At 44.7% G+C, this 21,708-nt stretch carries 10 protein-coding genes and 1 pseudogene; 2 read left to right on the forward strand and 9 right to left on the reverse strand.

Translation table 11 applies throughout. The annotated features are described in order from the left end of the window. Positions 1–33: 33 nt before the first annotated feature. The 3 genes from glgB to VME0621_RS05130 form a co-directional block, all read right to left on the reverse strand. Positions 34–2,217 carry a 1,4-alpha-glucan branching protein GlgB gene (gene glgB / locus VME0621_RS05120; RefSeq protein ID WP_062456304.1) on the reverse strand — a complete coding sequence of 728 codons (2,184 nt, stop codon included), beginning with the start codon at positions 2,215–2,217 and terminating at the stop codon, positions 34–36. 310 nt (positions 2,218–2,527) lie between these two features. Then, complete coding sequence (gene malQ / locus VME0621_RS05125) at positions 2,528–4,705, reverse strand: 4-alpha-glucanotransferase (RefSeq protein ID WP_006069833.1); 2,178 nt, start codon at positions 4,703–4,705, stop codon at positions 2,528–2,530. Between the two features lie 250 nt (positions 4,706–4,955). Then, positions 4,956–7,409, reverse strand: coding sequence for a glycogen/starch/alpha-glucan phosphorylase (locus tag VME0621_RS05130; protein ID WP_038227534.1), 2,454 nt, complete (start codon positions 7,407–7,409; stop codon positions 4,956–4,958). 545 nt (positions 7,410–7,954) lie between these two features. On the opposite strand from VME0621_RS05130, the gene malT reads away from it, so the two are divergent. Beyond that, positions 7,955–10,663: an HTH-type transcriptional regulator MalT gene (malT, locus tag VME0621_RS05135; RefSeq protein ID WP_006069831.1), complete on the forward strand. Its 2,709-nt coding sequence runs from the start codon at positions 7,955–7,957 to the stop codon at positions 10,661–10,663. Positions 10,664–10,844: 181 nt separating this feature from the next. On the opposite strand, the gene VME0621_RS05140 is transcribed toward malT, so the two are convergent. Together VME0621_RS05140 and VME0621_RS26080 are read right to left on the reverse strand one after the other, a co-directional pair. Then, on the reverse strand, positions 10,845–13,658 hold the full coding sequence (locus VME0621_RS05140; protein WP_062456306.1) for a DUF3472 domain-containing protein: 2,814 nt from the start codon (positions 13,656–13,658) through the stop codon (positions 10,845–10,847). A 441-nt stretch (positions 13,659–14,099) separates the two neighbouring features. Beyond that, positions 14,100–14,308 (reverse strand): annotated as a pseudogene (locus VME0621_RS26080) (ABC transporter permease); the annotation flags it as partial. Between the two features lie 197 nt (positions 14,309–14,505). On the opposite strand from VME0621_RS26080, the gene VME0621_RS05145 reads away from it, so the two are divergent. Beyond that, complete coding sequence (locus VME0621_RS05145; protein ID WP_038227536.1) at positions 14,506–14,712, forward strand: hypothetical protein; 207 nt, start codon at positions 14,506–14,508, stop codon at positions 14,710–14,712. 72 nt (positions 14,713–14,784) lie between these two features. Here the strand turns inward: VME0621_RS05145 and VME0621_RS05150 are convergent, their stop codons facing one another. The 4 genes from VME0621_RS05150 to VME0621_RS05165 all read right to left on the reverse strand — a co-directional run bounded on the left by VME0621_RS05150 (position 14,785) and on the right by VME0621_RS05165 (position 21,697). Continuing rightward, the gene (locus tag VME0621_RS05150) at positions 14,785–16,479 is read right to left on the reverse strand and encodes a hypothetical protein (RefSeq protein WP_062456307.1); all 1,695 of its coding nucleotides are present in this window, start codon (positions 16,477–16,479) and stop codon (positions 14,785–14,787) included. Positions 16,480–16,700: 221 nt separating this feature from the next. After that, positions 16,701–18,170: a TolC family protein gene (locus tag VME0621_RS05155; RefSeq protein WP_062456310.1), complete on the reverse strand. Its 1,470-nt coding sequence runs from the start codon at positions 18,168–18,170 to the stop codon at positions 16,701–16,703. Further along, positions 18,171–19,517 (reverse strand): HlyD family type I secretion periplasmic adaptor subunit, encoded by a 1,347-nt coding sequence (locus tag VME0621_RS05160; RefSeq protein WP_062456312.1) that lies wholly within the window; start codon positions 19,515–19,517, stop codon positions 18,171–18,173. Then, positions 19,514–21,697, reverse strand: coding sequence for a peptidase domain-containing ABC transporter (locus VME0621_RS05165; RefSeq protein ID WP_082795465.1), 2,184 nt, complete (start codon positions 21,695–21,697; stop codon positions 19,514–19,516). Before VME0621_RS05165 ends, VME0621_RS05160 begins: the two co-directional genes overlap by 4 nt. Between the last annotated feature and the right edge of the window lie 11 nt (positions 21,698–21,708).

A 21,708-nucleotide genomic window follows, 5' to 3' on the forward strand; every position in this document is an offset into this window, starting at 1 on the left:
AGCTGGGCTTAGATCATTAAGTCAAAATGATCGCTAACCTAAGTACTTATAGAATACCGTTGAAAGCGGTGGTAAGCGTAACGACAACGATTGTGGTTGTGCTTCACTTTCCATTTGCTCAGTCAATGCAGTTTGCACCGCACCAAACCCACTACCAGCATAGATAGAGTCATCGGTATTTAACATCAGCTCATACTTACCTGCTAACGGCACACCTAAGCGGAAAGCTTCATGGGGTACAGGGGTAAAGTTACTGATCACTAACATACGTTCGCCTTCTTCACTGATACGTTCATGAGCTAGAATACTCGCTTCTGCCGCATCTTGAAGACGCCACTCAAAGCCTTTAGGTTCTGAGTCGAGTTCGAACAGTGATTTCTCATTACGATACAGTTTGTTTAAGTCACGCGTTAGCGCTTGCACGCCCTGATGACGGTCAAAATCTAACAAGAACCACTGTAACTGGTCATCGTGGTTCCACTCACCGGTTTGCCCAAACTCAGCTCCCATGAAGTTAAGCTTCTTGCCAGGTTGCGCATACATATAGCCTAAATACGCTCGTAAGTTGGCAGTTTGCTGCCACTCATCACCCGGCATTTTATTGTGAATAGAGTGCTTACCGTATACCACTTCATCGTGTGATAGTGAAAGAACATAGTTCTCACTATGGGCATAAACAAGCGGGAATGTGATGGTATCGTGATGGTATTTACGGTTAATAGGGTCTTCTTGAATATAAGAAAGGCTGTCGTGCATCCACCCCATATTCCATTTAAACCCAAAGCCTAAACCACCCATAAAGGTCGGAGCCGATACGCCTGGGAATGCGGTCGATTCTTCAGCAATGGTCATCGCATTCGGGAAGTGCTTGTAGACTTCTTCGTTCATCCACTTAAGGGTTGCGATAGCATCGTAATTTTCGCGACCGCCATCGACGTTTGGAATCCACTGATCGTGACTACGCGAATAGTCTAGATACAACATCGACGCAACGGCATCAACGCGAATACCATCAATATGGAACTGCTCAAACCAATAAAGCGCATTGGACACTAAAAAGCGACGAACATGTTCACGGCCTAAATCGTAAATATAAGAATTCCAATCTTGGTGCCAGCCACGACGCGGATCAGGATCGTGGAATAGAGGCGTACCATCGAAATTCGCCAAGCCATGATCATCTGATGGGAAGTGTGCAGGTACCCAATCCAGAACAACACCTAAGCCTGCTTGGTGGCACTGATCTACGAAATACTTAAAGTCATCTGGGGAACCAAATCGGCTCGTCGGTGCGAACAACCCAACTGGTTGATAGCCCCAAGAACCGTAGAATGGGTGTTCAGACACTGGCATTAGCTCAACATGGGTATAACCCATATCGGTCAAATAAGGGATAAGTTCGGTGGCCAATTCACGATAAGTCAGGAAATCGCCATTATCATTGCGCTTCCACGAACCTGCGTGCAACTCATAAAACGACAGCGCCTCTTTACGCTTTTCGGTGACAGGTCGAGATTGCCACTTTTCATCTTGCCAATCGTAGCGATTATGATTGTAAGTCACTGATGAAAAAGAAGGGTATTGCTCGGAGTAGAAGCCCCAAGGATCCGCTTTATGCGGTAAGCCTTCACCATTTGGTCCTTTCAATTCAAATTTGTATTGTGCTCCTTCTGGCAGATTTGGAATAAAAATACCCCAAATTCCATAATCCAATCGCTGCATTGGATTACGACGCCCATCCCAAGCATTGAAGCTACCGACTAAACTAACCGCTGTAGCATGAGGGGCATAAACCAAAAAGCGTGTCCCCTCAATGTTCTCACCGTCTCGCTCAAGCGAGATAAATTGTGAGCCCATATGGTGATACATCTCTTTTGGTGTATGTAACTCATCGTATTCTGCGTACAAAGCGTGATATTGGTATGGGTCATCCAGCATTTGCTCAGTACCATTCCAATCTACCGCTAACTGATAGTGAGTAAATCGCAGGTCCAAATCAGATTTGAGAACAAAACCTGACGCCTCATCTCTCACCATCGGTAGTCTTTCACCTGATGCTAGTTCAACGGCTACCCCATCGGCACCTGGCATCCATACTCTTAAGGCAATACCTTCTTCCTGTAGATAAGGTCCTAAGAATGAAAATGGATCAGCAAACGATGCACTCGAGAGTCGATCGTACGCCTGTTTTAGTTTTTTAAGCCCTTTATTATTCAACGTTCATCTCCCTCGACCTTAAATAGCCCCATGATTATTTTTTCGAAACCAATAGTTGGTTTCACTGACGTTTGAGGCACTATAAAAAAGCCCGCAAAGCGCGGGCTACCAGCAAGGTTTCATTGTACTTGATTGCACCTATACGGGAAGTGATTTAACCCTAATTTTCGGGTGCAATACGGTATTTTTACGCACTTCTTTACAATATAAATCCCAATAGTGACAAGCGATAAAAAGAAAAGCACGACTCCCAGAGATGACAGAACAAATCTCTGAAGAAGCCGTGCTTGATTAGCGATTTTGAGGCGGATTATTTGCTTGCGTTAGCGCGCACTTCCGTTAGACGTTTCGCGATACGATTCACCCCTTCTTGAGTAAAGATTTCCTCAAGGTTCATCGACAGTTTGCGACGCCAGTTCGGATACTCATTCACCGTTCCAGGGATGTTAACTGGCTTATCCATTTCTAACCAATCTTCAAGCTGGACACTCAATAGCGTTGATGCGCCCGCAGCAACATGCAGCTGAAGTGCTTCACTTAAATAAGCGTCCATCGGCACTAGGCTAGCATCACGACCAACACCTTCTGGTAGATAACCGTGCCATGCTACGCTATCAAGAATGCCTTGTTTACATTCCAGTCGATCATCAAACAAGCCTTCAAGTTGCTCTTTATCAGGGTAAAGACCAATCTCGCTACCCATTTTTAGGTCGTCACAATGCCAGAAACCACGTAATGTCGGCATGTCGTGCGTACATAGTGCTGACATTGACTGATCGGCGTAGTGCGCTGGTGAGATGAAACCACCATCTTCTGCTGTTTCGAAGAAGAACACCTTGTACGAGTGGACGCCTGCTTCACGAAGGATTTCAACGATTTCATCTGGCACCGTACCCAAGTCTTCACCAATCACACTACATTGATGACGATGTGATTCAAGCGCTAAGATGGCTAGCATGTCTTCCACTGGATAGTAGATATAAGCACCTTTAGTGGCATTTTCACCTTTTGGAATCCACCATAGTCGCAACAGGCCTAGTACGTGGTCAATACGTAGTGAACCGCAATGTTTCATGTTAGCGCGCAGTAACTTGATGTAGGCATCATAGGACGTCGCTTGCAATACTTGTGGGTTCAGTGGAGGTAGACCCCAGTTTTGACCTAACGGACCTAGAATATCAGGTGGAGCACCAATGCTTGCATCCATCACAAGGTTGCCATTGTCTGCCCAAGTTTCAGAGCCAGAATCTGCAACGCCAACCGCCAAGTCACGATATAGACCTACAGCCATGCCTTTTTCTTCGGCAAGTGCTTGTGCTTCGTTGATTTGAACATCAGCGATCCACTGTAAGTACATGTAAAGCTGAACTTTATCGCGGTTATCAGCGATAAATTTCTGAGTAGCGCTATTTTCAAAACGGCGATATTTCTCAGGGAAAACAGGCCACCCCCAAACACTTGAATCTTCTGCGTGCAATTCGGCATGGATCGCGTCAAATGCCGCCTGATGCAGAAGGCTTTCGCCACCCTCTTCCACAAAATCTAAGAACAATCTTGCGCGCTCAGACTGCTTATCCAAATGACGAGATTTAAACTCTTCAAAAAGAAGAGGTAACACGCTCATTTTCAGATCCGCGACTTCAGTGTAATTAACCCAGTGGGAATCACGCGCCTTCTGAAGGCGAGCTTGGAAGTCAGAGCTGCCGACCATTTGCTGAGCATCAGCGCTCAAAGCGAATTCAGCGACAGAGCTCACATCGATATAGAGTATGTTCAACCAACGACGAGAAGAAGGACTGTAAGGGCTTGCTCCTTCTGGGTTGGCTGGGAATAGTGAATGAATTGGGTTTAAACCAACAAAGTCACCACCACGCGCAGCAATGTCTGCCACCAACTGTTTTAGATCACCGAAGTCACCAATACCCCAGTTGTGCTGAGTGCGTAACGTATAAAGCTGGACACTCGGACCCCATAGTTTCTTGCCATGGTCAATGGCACTCTGTTTGAAACAGGCACGTGGCGTACGAATCAGTGTCATTTCATAAGGGGCTTTGCGACGCTTACGCTCTAGGTAAAGCTTATGGTAACCCCATGGTAGGTCACTAGGTAACGAAAATACTAAAGGGCCACCCTCAGCACGCTCATCACGAACGATTTGAGATTGAAGATAGCCTTCAAGTACTTCTCCCTGCTCGGTCTCTAAACGCCAGCTGAAATCGCTTTCGCGAGCGCTAACACCTAAATGAAGTTCGACTTCAACCGCATCCTCGTCTTTAACAACAAGAACTGGTTCAATCACTTCTTTTTTATGCTTTTTCTCAGCAGATTTAAGCAAAGTTTCATCATTTGTGGTGTCATAGCCTAAAGACGCTAGCAGACGAAGAATTGTTTCGTCTTCTACTTTCGCTGGACTGCCCCACGCACTTACGTAGCTGTCGGCTATTTTTGCCATTTCAGCAACTTGTTTTAATGCTGTTTGTTCTGTCATCGCTCTCTCCGAAGGACTTCTTTAACCTTCAAAACGGTAGGGTTAGTGTAATTCTTGATTCGAGCTTATTATGCCGCTCGACAGTCTATTTTCGTCATTCCTGCTCATCGCGCATTTACGCAGGCAGAAATCTACTCAAAGTATTCATTATCGCTGTTAGAAGATCCCTGCCCGCGCAGGGATGGCGCTAAAACAGAGATGAAGCAATTAAAGCGACCAAGGCACTCTCTGAGCACCTTGGTCATCGTGGTTAACGAGAAACTGCTTCTAGTTTCCAAATGTTATTCACGTAGTCTCTGATGCTTCGGTCAGAGCTGAACTTACCAACTAGAGCAGTGTTCAGAATCGCTTTCTTAGCCCAGCCTGCTTGGTCACGGTATTGCGCGTCCATCGCTTCGTGTGCTTCAACGTAAGAAGCAAAATCAGCAAGACATAGGTAAGGGTCACCGCCATCTAGTAGGCTATCGTAGGTAGCACGCAGTAGACCTGGTTGACCTGGAGTAAACTCATCACCTAGAAGTAGGTCTAGAGATGCTTTTAGTAGAGGATCCGCGTTGTAGTAGTCGTAAGGGTTATAGCCCGCCGCCTTCACTTCTTTAACACCGTCAACATCTAGGCCGAAGATGTAGATATTTTCGTCGCCTACTTCTTCACGAATCTCAACATTCGCACCATCCATCGTACCGATAGTTAGAGCACCATTTAGAGCCATCTTCATGTTACCTGTACCCGATGCCTCTTTACCTGCCATAGAGATTTGTTGAGACACATCTGCTGCTGGGATGATGATCTCAGCCATGCTTACTCGGTAATCAGGGATGAATACCACTTTCAGCTTACCGCCAATACGTGGGTCATTATTCACTTTCTCAGCAATCTTGTTGATTGCAAAGATGATTTCTTTCGCTAGGTGGTAACCTGGCGCTGCTTTCGCTGCGAAGAACACAACGCGTGGAACCATGTCGAAAGAAGGATCTTTCAGTAGGCGGTGGTAAAGCGCTAGTACGTGTAGAAGGTCAAGGTGCTGACGCTTGTACTCGTGTAAACGTTTAATTTGAACATCAAAGATAGCGTTAGTATCTAGCTCGATACCCATGTTCTCAGAAACCCAATCCGCAAGGCGCTGTTTGTTTTGCTTCTTAACAGCCATATATTCCTTCTGGAATTTAGCGTCATCAGCAAACTTAGCGATGCCTTCAAGCTGTTCTAGTTTCGCAGGCCACTCATCACCGATCTTGTCAGTAATCAGAGCAGATAGACCAGGGTTACAGAACTTCAACCAACGACGAGGCGTAATACCGTTAGTCACGTTATGCAGACGCGTTGGGTACATTGCATCGAACTCTGGGAATAGGTCCTTCTTAACCAATTGAGAGTGAAGTGCAGCTACACCGTTAACCGCGTATGAACCAATAACACATAGGTTCGCCATACGAACCATGCGATGGAAGCCTTCTTGGATGATAGACAGTTTCGCTTGCTTCTCACCATCACCAGGCCACATTGCACGTACTTCTTGCAGGAAGCGGTGGTTGATTTCAAAGATGATTTCCATGTGACGCGGAAGTAGACGCTGGATTAAGGACTCAGGCCATGTCTCTAGTGCTTCTGGAAGTAGTGTGTGGTTAGTGTATGCAAATGTCTTAGAAGAAATCGCCCACGCGTCATCCCAACTCATGCCTTTTTCATCAAGAAGGATGCGCATTAGTTCAGGAATTGCGATCGTTGGGTGCGTATCATTTAGCTGAATAGTTTCTTGCTTAGGTAGAGATGCTAGCGTGTAACCCGCTGCTTCATGACGACGCAGGATATCGCGCACTGACGCTGCTGAGTGGAAGTACTGCTGCATTAGACGCAGAGTCTTACCTTTTTCATGGTTGTCGTTCGGGTATAGAACCTTAGTGATGTTACCCGCGTCAATTAGCGCGTGCTGTGCTTCGAAGTAATCACCATTGTTGAAGCTTGCCAATGAGAATGGTGCAATAGCTTGGCATTCCCAAAGACGTAATGGGTACACTGTTTCTGACTCGTAACCTACGATAGGTAGATCCCAAGGCATCGCTTTTACTGTCATGCCAGGAACCCATTTACGAACTTCTTTACCGTTCTCGTTGACAACTTCAACGTGACCGTAAAAGCCAATTTCTTGCGCAAGTTCTGGACGCGCCACTTCCCATGGATAACCTTCTACACCGCGCCATGCGTCTGGTGCTTCTTGTTGACGGCCATCTTTGAATGACTGCTTAAATAGGCCGTATTCATAGTGCAGACCGTAGCCTACCGTTGGGTATTCTTGAGCGGCGCATGAATCCATGAAACATGCCGCTAGACGACCAAGACCACCGTTACCAAGTGATGGGTCGCGCTCTTCTTCAAGAAGATCGGTAAGATTATGACCTAGCTCAGCCATTGCTTCAGTGATCTGCTCATACAAGCCCATGCTGATCAGGTTGTTACCCGTCAAACGACCAATCAAGAACTCAAGAGATAGGTAGTTAACACTTTTTGCTTTTTTGATGCGCTCGTCCGCTTCAGTAGCAAGAAGGTCAAACGTAGTTAATTCCGCTAACGCTCGACCCATTGCTAGATACCATTGGCGCTCAGAAGCAGCCTCGACAGTCGTTGCGTAAGTAGCAGACAGGTGCTTTTTAACACTTTCTTGGAAAGAAGCTTTATCAAATTGTTTTTGCTGAGTAGGTTTCATTAAGAAATCTCACTTTAAGTTTTTATCCATCTGTCCCATATCGTGCATGGTGACGTTTCCATAAACATCCTCCTAGTTCCGACTCCATGGAGGATGAGTGAGGAGGGCGTAGAGGGCGTACTCCCCTCCACTTAGTGATCGATCTCCCATTCCGGTTAACCATTCTGTTTTTTCTGGTGATAACGATCACGCCAAGCTCACATTTCACTCTAAGCGTTAATTAAGAAACATTTGCTATCCATTATCGGACTAAATACAAATTCTGCTGTTCAGATCACAATTAGCCTCGAAAAAAGCCGCAAATCACAAGGTTTTTTTGTATACATGACAGACCATTCACACTCCATACTAAGCAATAAAAGTGATATCAATCACACTTATAAGGCGTAGTAGCTGTGAAAAAAGCTTAAAAATCAAAATATAGCCCTCGATCAATAAATGTAGAGCTCACTCTCTCATACCATCGAACGTGCAATAAAAAGCTCTGGTGACTCGCTCCCTACTCCCCGACGGAGTAGAACATAATAAATTGGTAGGAAATATCTATGTGGATTCCTTCAAAACTAACTCGACCTGGACGCTTACATAACGCTATTGTGCGTCCACGAGTATTGGACCTGCTAGCACAGGCTCCATTTTATAAGCTTGTACTTTTTCGCTCGCCCGCCGGTTACGGCAAAACAACGATGGCAGCTCAATGGCTATCAGATAAACCAAACGTTGGCTGGTACAGCATCGATGAAAGTGACAACGACCCATTCCGCTTCGTCAACTACCTATTGCAGGCCATCAACAAAGCCACGAATAACACGTGTCCAAATGCACAAACCTTGGCAGAGCGTCGTCAATTCTCTTCACTCCACTCCCTGTTTAGTGAAGTGTTTGCAGAACTGACGAGCTATCATAACGAGTGCTATATCGTCCTTGATGACTACCACTTAATCACTGACGAAGAGATTCACGAAGCGATGCGCTTTTTCCTTAAGCACATGCCAGATAATGTTACTCTCGTGGTTACCAGTCGAGGCAACCCTCCTTTAGGCACAGCAAACCTCCGTGTGCGTGACTTAATGATCGAGATTGGCAACGAGCTACTCGCTTTTGATACCGAAGAGACCACGCGTTTCTTTAGCCAACGACTCGCTAGCGATATCGATAATGAGACCGCCGATTCATTGCGCACTTACGTTGAAGGCTGGCCATCTGCATTGCAGTTATTTGCACTACAAGCACAGCACCAAAAACGTACTCTTGCCCAATCGGTCGAGACTATTTCTCAATTCAACCATGCACACCTTTGGGACTATTTGGTTGAGGAAGTGTTTGACCTGTTAGACAAAGATACCCGCAAGTTCTTGATGCAGTGTTCAGTACTCGATCACTTCAATGACAGTCTGGTTATCGCCCTAACCAAGCGCGACGATGCGCTAAGCATGATTGAATCTCTTAACCGATTTGGCCTATTTATCTATCCGCTTGAGGGAGAAAATAACTGGTTTAGATTCCACAATCTGTTTGCCGAGTTCTTATCCCATGAGCGCAAAGCGCGTATTCCTCAGCAGGAACACGAACTTCATTTGGCAGCAGCCGAAGCTTGGCTAGAGCAAAAAGTGCCGCACCAAGCACTGCGTCATGCTCAACTGGCCAATAACAGTGAGTTGGTTGCAAAAATCTTAAGCGAGTTTGGCTGGAAAATGTTCAACCAAGGTGAGCTTGCGACTCTGGAAGGAGCCATTGCGGTCCTGACCCAAGACCAATTATATAGCCAGCCAAAGCTGTGTATGTTGCAGGCGTGGTTGGCGCAAAGTCAGCACCGCTACAACGATGTTGGCGAGCTGATTGCTAAAGCCGACAAAGAAATGGAAACGCGCAACGTTGAGCGCTCGAAGAAGCAAGAAGGTGAATTCCACGCGCTGCTAGCTCAAGTTGCCATTAACCAAAACTCACCAGAAAAAGCGCTTGAACTTGCCGAGCAAGCATTGAGTGAACTCGACCATTCTGTTTATCGCAGCCGTATCGTGGCAACTTCGGTGGTGGGTGAAGTGAATCACGTCATCGGTCAGCTTAGCCGTGCTTTGTCGATGATGCAGCAGACTGAAAAGCTCGCGCGTCAGTACCATGTCTATCACCAAGCACTTTGGGCCCAGCTTCAGCAGAGTGAAATTCTGATTGCACAAGGCTACGTACAAGCCGCGTTCGAAATTCAGGATAGCGCACTGAAACTCATCGAAGAACAGCAGCTACATCAAGTCCCATTGCATGAGTTCTTGCTGCGTGTTCGTGCGCAAGTATTATGGTGCTGGAACCGATTGGATGAAGCTGAAGAGTGTGCTTATAAAGGACTTGATGTACTTGGCAACCATTCACCGAGCAAGCACCTTCATAGCTACTCGATGATTGCACGCATCGCAATTGGTCGCGGGGAGCTCGATAAAGCCGCTAAGTTCATTGAGCAGATCCAACATCTGATGAAACAGTCAACTTACCATGTTGATTGGACCGCAAACGCCTCATTATCGCTGCTCCTCTACTGGCAAGCACGCGGTGACGTGGACTCCATCGAACAATGGCTAGAAACTGCGATTCGACCAGACAACGCTTGTAACCACTTCGAGCAGCTTCAGTGGCGAAACATCGCTCGTGCCCAAATCAACCTAGGCCAGTTCGAGCATGCTCAGCAAACTCTAAACTATCTCAATGACAAGGCAGAAGCCCACCAGTTAGTGACCGATCGCAACCGCAACCTGATTGTGGAAGCGGTACTCAATGTGCAAAACCAGGATGAAGAGACCGCCAAAGCTCTGCTAAAAGAAGCGTTAGTCTTAACGAACCAAACTGGCATGATTGGTAATTTCTTAGTCGACGGTGCAACCATCGGCCATCTGCTTGAGAAACTGGTCTCTAAGTCTGAATTAGGGGATTTGGAGCGTCATCGCGCACAACTATTGATGAAAGACATCAATACCACGCAGCGTAGCCGTTCCGTCCACTTTAACGAAGAGTTTGTGGAAAAGTTAATCAACCACCCGAATATCCCTGAGTTAGTACGCACTAGCCCTCTAACACAAAGAGAATGGCAGGTTCTTGGTTTGATATATTCCGGGTTCAGTAACGAGCAGATTGCTCAAGAGCTGGACGTCGCAGGTACAACAATTAAAACACATATCCGTAATTTGTATCAGAAGCTCAATATCGCAAATCGTAAGGAAGCAATCAGCACCGCTGAGAATCTGTTGCAGTTGATGGGGTATTAGATAAAACCGATGCTACAGAAAGCCCGAGTCATCAATCAACTCGGGCTTTATCATTTTTAAAGAGTAATAGTGACAAGAGTCTATAGAAAAAGAGCAACTCCGATAACCTATTCTCCAAACAAGTTGGTGTAATCGAATGTTCCTAAATTACAGGTCAAACAGAAGCACTCAACGTTGTAAACTAGTTAACATGACAGATGGTCCCGTATTTTGAGGTTGGCGAGGCAGCCCCGCCTGAGCCTGTATACAAGCTTCTATATGGCACAGTTCCATCCTCTTTCGGTGTCGATGTCCAATTCCAAGTATGAAAGCCATAACGTTCATGCTCTTCTTTTGTATACATATTTCGCCACGTAGAAAACTGAGAGGTTGTCGGTAGCGCTCCACCTAGTGATTCACAATACTCTGTTGCTTCAATGAAAGTGCGCTTCGTCATTGCTGTATCATAGACGAGCCCATCATCATATCCGTCCGCAAGTGTAGCACCTCGGATTTTATATCGATCAACCTTACAAATAGCACCGTAATAGTTAGTGATCGAATCACGTCCACCTGAAGAAGTATACAAGCTCCGATAAGGTACTTTCCCATCTTCTGTTGGTGTCGATGTCCAATTCCAGTATTCAAAGCCCTGCTGAAGGTGCTCATCTGTTGAGTACATATTACGCCACTCTGTAATTTGAGCACTCGTCGGTAGCTCTCCTTCTAGGGCAGAACAAAATGCCTCTGCTTCGGGAAAGGTAAGACTCTTGGTACTAAACGCAACTTCACCTTCATAACCGTTTGGTAAGTTGTAATTTAGCTCTCCATTTGGAACATGGCATAACGTTCCATATAAAGCATCTTGATGAACTGCACCACCTGATGACGTATATAAACTTCGATACGGTACTCTTCCATCCGCCAACGGAGTTGACGTCCAGTTCCAATATTGAAAATCGTGTCGTTCGTGTTCAGACGTAGAATACATACCTCGCCAGTGAGCCACTTTGTCTTTGCTAGGCAGTTCACCACCTAGATCTGCACAATAGTCTGACGCATCTTGAAAATTTCTTAGCACTCGGCTGAAAACGAGCTCCTGGTTGTACCCATCTGGTACTATTGGAAAGTTGATTTTTCCTGTAGTTTTGCTGAAGGTCTGCCCATTGATATTTCGACCATATATTCTAAAGTAGAACTTAGTGTCTTGGTCTAACCCCTCTATCGAAATAATATTGACGCCCTGATTGAGTTCTGCGGACGTCAAACTTATCGAGCGTTCCGGATCCCAGGCCTCAAAGTGATAGTCACCTGTATTATTGCTCCCACTCATAGTTTCTAAATAAGTAAGTCTGTTCTCAGTTTCCCAATACAAGGTCACTTCTGTCTCATCTAGAAGCTGATTTAGTGAGAATTCAATATCGGCTACCCCATCAATGACTTCAACAACATCAGAGATAATTTCAACCTCTAAAGGTAATTCAACAAAGTTGTCTAAGGTTTTGCCTTCAAGGTAATCGGGTTCCCATTCTACATTGGAGAGATGCAGTGAATCTTCATGTGAAGCATAGTGAAATAGATCACCCATATGCATTAAAAACTGACCGTTGTTTTCATCTACCGTCCAGTTCTTATTGAGTGGGTTCTCTAACGAACCTTTACCAGAAGTTGTCATCGTATCCACTGGATACCAGACCTCATCACTCCCCAGGATCCAACCTTTATGCGCAACAGTTCTCAACAGATTGCCAGTACGTTCTACATCGGCAGGACCGGGGACTTCAACAAAGGCGCTGTAGTTATTTCTAGGGCTCGCATTTGGTACGTCATGCGCGGTACCGAATAATCGAAATTCCTTAGAAACATGATCATAGAAATATGTTGAGTAATGGTGATAATAACCATCTTCTCCAACTTCAATATCTTTATCGCCCCATATTGTGGAGTAGCCGATTATTTGTACCGGGTTATCATTGTTCTCGTAGGGGTCAAAATCCCTAAACTTAACACCGGTTCCTTCATGCCCAAACCAGCTATACGTTGCGTCTTTGTCTCCAACAGATAATAAATGCGGCATTTGGATGAACTCTGGGATCTCATCATTCTCACCAAACGCCCATAAACTGAAATTAAATCCAGATGGTAGTCGCTGCTTGGTAAATGTAGAGCCGTAATAACCGAACGGCGTAGTCACTGGTGAATATGAACTGCCACCCTCCGTTAATTGTTGTATTTCCATTACGGTCAGAACAGCATCGACGCCTGAAGGAAGGTAACTGGAAGAAAAACTCGCATGAACAGCGGCAGGTCGCCATCGCGCTCGTACCACACTAGATTGAGATGCGGCTTGACCTGATATGGTTAACCGCTTAAGGGTGCCCACATCGGTCCTGGGTATATTGTCAGCAATCAGTGATAAATAGTAATAACCCTTTTGTACATTAGGTATCGATAACTTCCACTGAGCATCGCCATCGGAATCAGAGTTATCTGTTACATGACAAGTCGACTCTACACTTTGATTGGATTCTTGATCGACCAATAAAACACGGACTGTCGAGCCGTCTCCATCTTCATTAAGATGCTCCGCTGACGCTTTTAATTCAATAAAGAGCTCCAGATCGCCATCTTGCTCTACCATTAACGGCCAACTAATCGGCTCTGCGACTTTTCTCCATTGTGAAATTTCTAGGAAGTTTTTATTTTGGCGCATATCTGAATCAGGATACGTACTTCCGGTACCATCATCATTAGACGCCTTAAAACCTTCTCCCCGAGGAAAGAAAGAGTTATTAGGGTTCAATACCAAATAACTGTCTTCAGTTTGTTGTATTTTGAAAAAAGCGTTGCGACGAATATTATCAACATCTTTAATCTGAACAGGTGAGTATAATTGTCCTTCTCCAGAGTAAGACTTTTCCCCAACAGCACTTTCACATTCCACTGCAATAACATTTGGCGAGAATAACATAGCTACCAAGCCAGATAGTGCAAGAGGTTTTAATTTTCCTTTCATATTCCTGCATCCATAGTTAGTTTATTTGAACCGTTATGGGTAGCCGTTTCAACACTACACTAATGAGATGTAAAAAGGTGATATAGGCTAGGCATACTCATAACTAAACTCATAATTACAAATACAAAATACAATTAGAACAACACTCTTGGAATAACGTTTATTACATACACAAAGCACCCAAATAAAATTCCAGAACAAATAAACCTTTATTAACACATGGTTAATCCTTTAAATTAAATATCCTAGCACTAGTATTGTCATTATTAACATTATAATAGGTCAACTAATGGAATTAAAATCAAGAAATACTATTAAAAACACCAGCTAGAGGTATTATTGATTCTGACCAAGAAAAATGCGCCCACAAGAAAGGGGGCTTGAGTTAATGGTTTGCTTTCACACTACCTTCGAAGATAGCTGATGCACTCTTTACCCTAATTACTCCTCAATACCGCGTACTATCATATTTCGTCGTCTAAATACTCCAGTGTGACCAACAACAATACCGACATCAGGACAAACATTGACGCTACCGCCAAAATAGTTGGGCTGATTTGCTCGCGGATTCCCAACCACATTTGTCTAGGTACAGTTCGCAGCGAAGCACCAGTAAGGAAAAGCGCTAGCACGACCTCACCCCCGGACGTATCAGAGGAAAGGTTACACGGCTCTGGTCTACGTCTAATCACCACCTTCAAAATGAATAAAAATTACATTTATTGGAATATTTCATTCCATTTATTATAATTTAATAGTATGTTATTTGTACAAGTGCAGTTACTAGCATCTAGACCCGTAACGTCAGATCTTACCCCCAGGGCCACAAACGTAGAGGAGAGCATGTATGGATTTACAATCAAACCATTACCAGCAAGAACATTGCTTAATTAACACTTCTACTTCTGAGGTGATTCGGGGCAGTGTCTTTGAATTAGCACAACAGCTAGGCTGTCGTGTGGAAACCATTCAGGCTTTAGTCCTTAACGCAAAATCGAATAACAAGTATTGGGGACAGAATGGGTTTTCAGGGTACGAACCTTACGTACCCTGAGTCTGGTAAATTGTGGAAGTGATTACCAAGTAGTGGTTGGTGTTTAAGAAAAGCTTGAGTGTGTTCCTGAGCCTAATTGAATCGTTTGGACAAACAAACGATACCTCGACTCTGTCCTAATTGATCTCCCATAGGAACCTCTACGGCGTCCATAGCGTTATCACCGAAAGTCAATTGCCAAACTCGATACCCATGAGGCTCGTCTCGAGATAAGAATACGTTTTTGGGAAGTTCTGCAATTAGCTGATGAGCTTCTAGGAAGTCCCATAGCTTTTGATACTCAGCCTTCTCTGCGAGAATTCCACCATAACTCTTACATGTATTTCGAATGTCCCAAGCATTGGCTTTATAATTCAAAAGTTCATCGGCCAGAACCTTATAGTTTGTATCTCCAATTAGGTATGTCTTAGAAGGTATAAGGTCATCTTTCTGTATAAGAATAGTCCCCATATAATCATCTTTCTTACCTTTCGCTCTAACATACAAAGGAGCCTCCGGTAGTTTGGAGAACTTGAGCACTACTGAGTTAGTTCCTTTGGAATACGAAGATTGAAAACTTACTTCAGACGCTGATAAAAAGTCCACATCAATTGTGTCATCCTCATCTTCACCTACTGGTCGATAAAAGGTTAGCATCACTTCGTTATTTGCTAGCGTCTTTTTCTCTATAAGAACGGAAGGCAACTTCATTTTGGTTACGTTCTTTCTATCATGCTCTGTAACATGAGTTTCCATATAAGACTCGTCTTTCCCATACTTATCTCCCGTAATGGCACTCCATGCCCATGAAGCTTGGGCACCATAGGTCATTCCAGACTCATGACTGAAACCATAAGCATGAGCGACTTCATGCCATATAACATTGTAAGCTTCATTCGTATAAGGTCGATTAGAATCAAACTTTGGATCCACTACCTCCCACCAAGCTGATGCCCATCCCCTCCCATTTGACAAGGCATTGGTTATATCAGGTGACGTTCCTCCGCCCATACCGTGGGCAGCATAGTGAGCGGTCATCACACGCATTGATAGGCGATGGCCTTTAGAGCCATACTTTAAAAATGCCATTTCTGAATAGCTAAGTTTTTTGTCTGTCCATGACTTACAATCATATTTCTGGCACTCCTTTGGAGTGGCGAAATATTTGTTCAAGTTGTCTAAAAAGCTCTTACGATTAAATGAATTATGCATATTCGTTAGCATGGTTTCATAAACTTGTCTTTGCTCTTTCGTTGGCGTGGCATAACATGCCTGGCCAGGCCCCTTTAAAGAACAATCTTCACCGATCATGGTTACTTCAGGTGTAAATAGTCGCATTTGGTTCACAACCTTGATATGTTCTAATGTCGTCGTTCCGGAGGTCAGTCTCGCTTGGCTATACGCAGGAATTTCTTGGTCCAAAACAATTGTGACAAGACGCTGGTCGTCGCCTATCCTTGCTATGAAGCGGTTTACCGGCTGCGGAGTGCTGTTCGTCAATAGGGCATCTACGCCTTTTTGCTCTATTTTCATCTCGGAGAATGCGAACGTATCAGGTGTAGCAATTGGTATGATATCTCGTGGAGTTATATCCACTCGCTGAAGTTGAGTAGGGCTAACTTCATATTGAGTGCTGAAACTCTTTTCATTTATCGCTCGCCCCGTATGAGAATTAGAGTGTTGACCACCTTGATTGTTATGGGTATCAAAGTACCCATCATCGCTGTAATTACAACCAACCAAACTAACCGCACTGCCTAACATTGTTATTAATAATTTATTTTTCATACACATCCCTCATATAGGAACGCGATTGTCATTCGGCATACATTGAAAATAAAGATAATATATGGAATGTGATTATTTAGCTTACTGATAAATATTTATCTCAGATTCGAATGATTTAAAATTATCTCAGCTCTATTCAATAGTAAAAAGGGCCGTGACTCAACTAGCCACAAATTCAAAAAAACATTTCGCCTCTGAAGTTACATCCTATTGTTTGGTGTTTAAGTAAGAGGTGGAGTACGTTGTGAGAGCATAGCTGAGACTCGAACTGGCAGGTCATCGAGCCATGCCTCGACGGTTTGTTTGAACTGTTCATTGCTTGCCACATTGGATGTGGTGGGAAATAGGTCGACACCAACTTGCTCCAACATTTTGAGAGTCGAGCTTTGATATTGACTATGTGCTTGTGCCTTTTTCACTCTTGCGATGATCAGCTGTACCTTGGCTTTGTACACTTCTAGTTCATCCATTAACTCATAACTCAAACGATCTGAACGAAGCTGCACTATTTCCTGTAACGTTCTTTCGCGTTGAGATTGAATCTGCAATCGCAGCCTATCTGATTGGTAATCAATATTCGCCGCACGAACTTGCCCGATGATCGCTACCGCATTGGCTAGCGACGTTAACTTCTCTAATGCTTGTTTCTGCTCCAACTCGTCCAGTTTTGCAGGCAATGTCAGCAACTCGATCACCTTAATCGCTAAATTTAAATCTACCTGAAACCACTCATTATTACGCAAGTTAGGATCAGAGTCGTAGTAACTGGAATAACCCACTGAGAAATTTGGCAGTGCCTCAAGCCAAGCTCTTTTGATCTCAAGACCGGCGTTGCGAACTTGATACATCGACTCCATCAGGTCAGAACGATGATAAAGCGCGAATCGTTCAAGCTCCGGAAGGGCAATATCCTCAATGTTCAGCCCCAACGTGTTGACACCTTTGTGCTCAAGAGGAATATCTAGGCTTGGTGCACTTATCAGTACCATGAGGTCTTGCTTGGCGCTCAGAAATTCCTGCTCTACATCTTGCAGTTGTACCCTAAGGCTTAATATTTGCTCTTGATATTGCAATAGGACTAAGGGGTCAACCAGCTCTGTCTGCTCCAGCGCTTTTGCTTGGTCTAACATCTCACCTAATGTCTGCAGCGTTTGGCGAGAGATCGACACTTCTTGTTCCATGGCAGAAACTACTAGGTAGGCACTTAGTACTTCTCTAACAATGCGGCTCATCACCCTTCTTTGTTGCTGCTGTTCCATTAACAGGTCATTACCAGCTTGCTGCGCGCGTAAATACGCTTGACCAAGATCTAACGAGGACCAAGAAATAGTAGTGGATGACGAATTTTTGTCTCGGGCAGGAGGAAGTACGTCTACTGCGCCACCATCGTTGTTGCGCACATAGCGATTGGAGTTCGAATCTAGCTTGGGTAAAAAGCCAAACATGGCGTTATTTAACGCTGATTGACCGATTAAATTCTTGTATCTCGCTTGCTCAATCTCCAGATTATTTTTCAGCGCCAAAATCACCGCATCCGACAGTGTGAGAGGCTTGTTAATTTCTATCTGCGTGTTTTGAATCCAGTTAAGTTGCTGCAGTACTCGCAACTCTATTTGTTCATCAGATACTTTGTCTGGCGTTACTGAGCACCCGGCAAGCAACACAACCATTACCACCAATAATCTATTCATTTATGGCTCCCTAAAGCTCTCATCGAGCGCTCTCGCAATCGGGAACAAAATGTACGAGATCAATGTTCTTCTGTCGGTTTGGATATTAGCCTCAAGCGACAGACCAGGCTGTAATCGAAACTCCTCTGGTTTATTACGAATACCTTCAACACTAGTGATATCAATCCAACCTCGATACGCTAACCCTTCTTTCCCATAAACATCATCAGTTAACACATCCTCACTTACTTGGCGCAGCTTGCCTTGCATGGTGCCGTATTTGGTAAAAGGTAACGAATCCAGCTTAACAGTCACCTCATCCCCCAATGTAACTTGGTTAATATCGGCTGGATTCAAATCAACTACGATTTCCATTCGCGTGTTAATAGGCACAATCTCATATAGGAATTCATTTGTTGCCACATAGGTTCCCGAAGTCTTATCTGCGACTTTGAGGATGATACCGTCAATGGGAGCATGGATTTTTGAAAGTCTCTGCTGACTTTGCGCCGACACTAATTGCTGCTTCAACGCAATGTACTCTCGCGTTGCACTAACCAGTTGATCGGAAACGTCCACTTTGTGCTGACTGATGTAGCGTTTAAGATCACTAAGCGTCGTTTTTGCTTCAGTAGTCAGAGAGGTAATGCCACTGAGAAGTGACGTCTTTTTTCTTTGTAGTTCCAGGAGTTGCTTTTGAGAATCTAGGAATGCCTCGCGCTTTGGTCCCGTGCGTCTGTACTTGTCCTTTTCCTGCTCATATAAACGTCGCCTCTCTTTAACTAGCGACGTTTGCAAACTGATTTGTTCGATAACCACCGATTGCTCTTGATGCAAGCTTTGGATTCGTTCATCCAGCGACAGCAAGGTCTCTTTTTTGGCCGCAATTGTGGCACCGTATGCCCCTTTTCTCGCGTCAAACAGAGTCATTTCTAATTTCTGCGCTGAGCGAGGCGGGTTTTCTATTAAGTAAGGCGTCTCGGCAAGCTCTGCCTCCAAGCGACGAATGCGTTCTTTAAGGCGCGTCATTTGATATCGAGTCACGTGAATATCCGAATCGATCGCTCGACCATCGATAACAGCAATAAGATCACCTTTTGTTACTTGGTCGCCAACTTGAGCGACAAACTGCTCTAAAACACCCTCGGCTTGACTTTGAATGACTATATTTTGTGCCATAGGTTTAACGTGGCCACGAGCAACAACAAAGGTGTTTACCTTAGATACACTGGCCCAAATAATCAGTAGAAATAAAGCACCTAGAATCACCCAAACAGAAAGCGAAACCAGCCGATTAGGGTAAGAATGACGAATTTGTTGCCATAAGGGAGCATGGTTTAACAGCTCATCCTTGTGCTTAATATTCATGAGGCCACGTTCTCCTCAGGCTGTTCGAAGCTAGGTTGTGCAGACTTATGCTCAATGGACGCATGCTGTTTATGCCACAACTGCTGATACAAATCGCATCGTGCTAACAGCTCCTGATGAGGTGCAAAATCTACTAGCTCACCATCTTTGAGAACAAGGATTTTGTCCATGTAAACCATGGAAGATAAACGATGAGAAATGTTAATTAGCGTTCGCCCACGAGCAAGCGCATGAAGGTTGTTAAGTATGTGCTGCTCACTGTCGGCATCAAGTGCACTCGTTGCTTCATCCATTAACAATATTGGAGGGCTATTTAGTAACGCACGCGCAAAGTTGAGTCGCTGCCGCTGACCTCCCGACAAATTGCTGCCATTTTCTTCCAACACCGTGTCGTAACCCATAGGGAGTTTATCGATAAAGCTATCGGCGCCAGTGAGCCTGGCAACATTGATGATCTCTTCCAATGATTTGCTCGGGTTGGCTTTAGCGATATTGTCTTTTATCGTGCCTCGAAACAGGAAGCTGTCTTGCAATACAATGCCGATTTGGGAGCGAAGATACCCCGGTTCGTATTCGCGTAGTTCATTGTTATCAATACGAATCGAGCCTTGATTCGGTCGATAAAATCCGAGTAGCAAGCGAGTTAAGGTGCTCTTTCCTGAACCACTAGGGCCTACAATGCCTATTTTCTGGCCTTGATGAATATGTACGCTGAGCTGATTAATTGCGGCAGGTAAATCAGGTGCGTAATGAAATCCCAACTGACTGATGGCGATTTCCCCTTTGATTGGCGACGTCACTCCTCCTTCTCTCACCCGCTCTGGAGGACTATTAAGCACTCGACCTAGCATATCAACACTAATGGATATCTGTTGAAACTTGCTCGTCAGTCCAATGAGTTGCACTAAAGGCCCTGCAATACGGCTCGCCATGATATTAAAGGCAATTAAAGTACCAATCGTCAGCTCCCCAGCTAATACCAACTGAGCACCAAGCCAAATGATCACCAATGACATCACTTTCTGCAAAAAGCCACTGATCTCATTGATGTAACCACTCCAACGGCCAACGGTGTGCTGACGAGACACTACATCAGCTGTGACATCCAGCCACTCTTGTTGCTGACGTTTTTCTATCGCCATACTTTTTATGGTTTCCATGCCTTTCACATTTTCAACCACTATGGATTGTCGCTCTGCTTCCGAGAGATAAAGCGCCTCTAGCTGGCGTCGATAAGGCCGAAGAATTGCGAATAATGCCATCATAATGACGCAGCAAAACCCAACCACAATCCAAGTGAGCGTAGGACTGAAAAACCACATCACAGGAAGTAACACCACCACTGACGTGAGTTCAATCAGAGTAAACAATAGGTTGCCAGTGATAAACTCACGAATGCCACTGGCTTCTTGAACTTGCTTGGCGAGTTTGCCGGATGCCACCTTGTGGAAAAAAGCCAGCGGTAGCCGAAACAGCCTACGACAAGTCAAGTGTGCTATTTCGATATCCAATCGTGCCACTGAGTGTAATACGATCAGGTTGCGGATGAACGCCAATACACCACTGATTGCAAGAGCGGCAATAGCAGCGATGAACAGCACGTGTAAAGTGGCGTAGCCGGAATAGCCAATAACCTTGTCGAAAACAATCATGGAAAATAACGGCACGACAAAGGCGATGATATGCAGAAAAAGAGACACTGCTCCTATAGTGTAAAGTAAGCTTGGCTGCTTAAGTGCTTCGTGGAACAGCCAGCCAAAACCGAAGGGTTGTTCGATGCCAACATCCACACCGAGAGGTCTAACAAAAATCACATCTCCTTTCCAACAGCGACGAAAGGTAGCTTCATCAACCGACAACAATTCTGTTGATTCCGCCTTAGGATCTTGAATCAGAACTTCTAGTTTGCCTTCAGACGTAGACTGCACGCCCGCAGCGATGACAAAGTCACCGTGCTTCAATTTAAGAATCACTGGGAACGCAGCACCCAACTTCGATAGTTGTCGCCAACGCAGTTTTTCGCATTTGGCATTAAGCCCCGTTTGATTAATCAGCAGTGTTAAATCAAGCGAACTCATGTCATCTTCCTTGATTTCATGATCCCGCTTTAAAGTATCGACAGAGTGATAAACCTGATAATACCTAGCGATAAGAACGTACGCCTCCAATGCTGTGTTCATATCTATTCCTA

Origin of the sequence: Vibrio mediterranei (genome assembly GCF_900088415.1) — a bacterium.
Lineage (GTDB): Bacteria > Pseudomonadota > Gammaproteobacteria > Enterobacterales > Vibrionaceae > Vibrio > Vibrio mediterranei.

Coding starts and splice junctions, on each gene's coding strand:
- malQ (WP_006069833.1), bottom strand. CDS start 4,705: ATGACAGAACAAACAGCATTAAAACAAGTTGCTGAAATGGCAAAAATA.
- VME0621_RS05130 (WP_038227534.1), bottom strand. CDS start 7,409: ATGAAACCTACTCAGCAAAAACAATTTGATAAAGCTTCTTTCCAAGAA.
- malT (WP_006069831.1), top strand. CDS start 7,955: ATGTGGATTCCTTCAAAACTAACTCGACCTGGACGCTTACATAACGCT.
- VME0621_RS05140 (WP_062456306.1), bottom strand. CDS start 13,658: ATGAAAGGAAAATTAAAACCTCTTGCACTATCTGGCTTGGTAGCTATG.
- VME0621_RS05145 (WP_038227536.1), top strand. CDS start 14,506: ATGGATTTACAATCAAACCATTACCAGCAAGAACATTGCTTAATTAAC.
- VME0621_RS05150 (WP_062456307.1), bottom strand. CDS start 16,479: ATGAAAAATAAATTATTAATAACAATGTTAGGCAGTGCGGTTAGTTTG.
- VME0621_RS05155 (WP_062456310.1), bottom strand. CDS start 18,170: ATGAATAGATTATTGGTGGTAATGGTTGTGTTGCTTGCCGGGTGCTCA.
- VME0621_RS05160 (WP_062456312.1), bottom strand. CDS start 19,517: ATGAATATTAAGCACAAGGATGAGCTGTTAAACCATGCTCCCTTATGG.
- VME0621_RS05165 (WP_082795465.1), bottom strand. CDS start 21,697: ATGAACACAGCATTGGAGGCGTACGTTCTTATCGCTAGGTATTATCAG.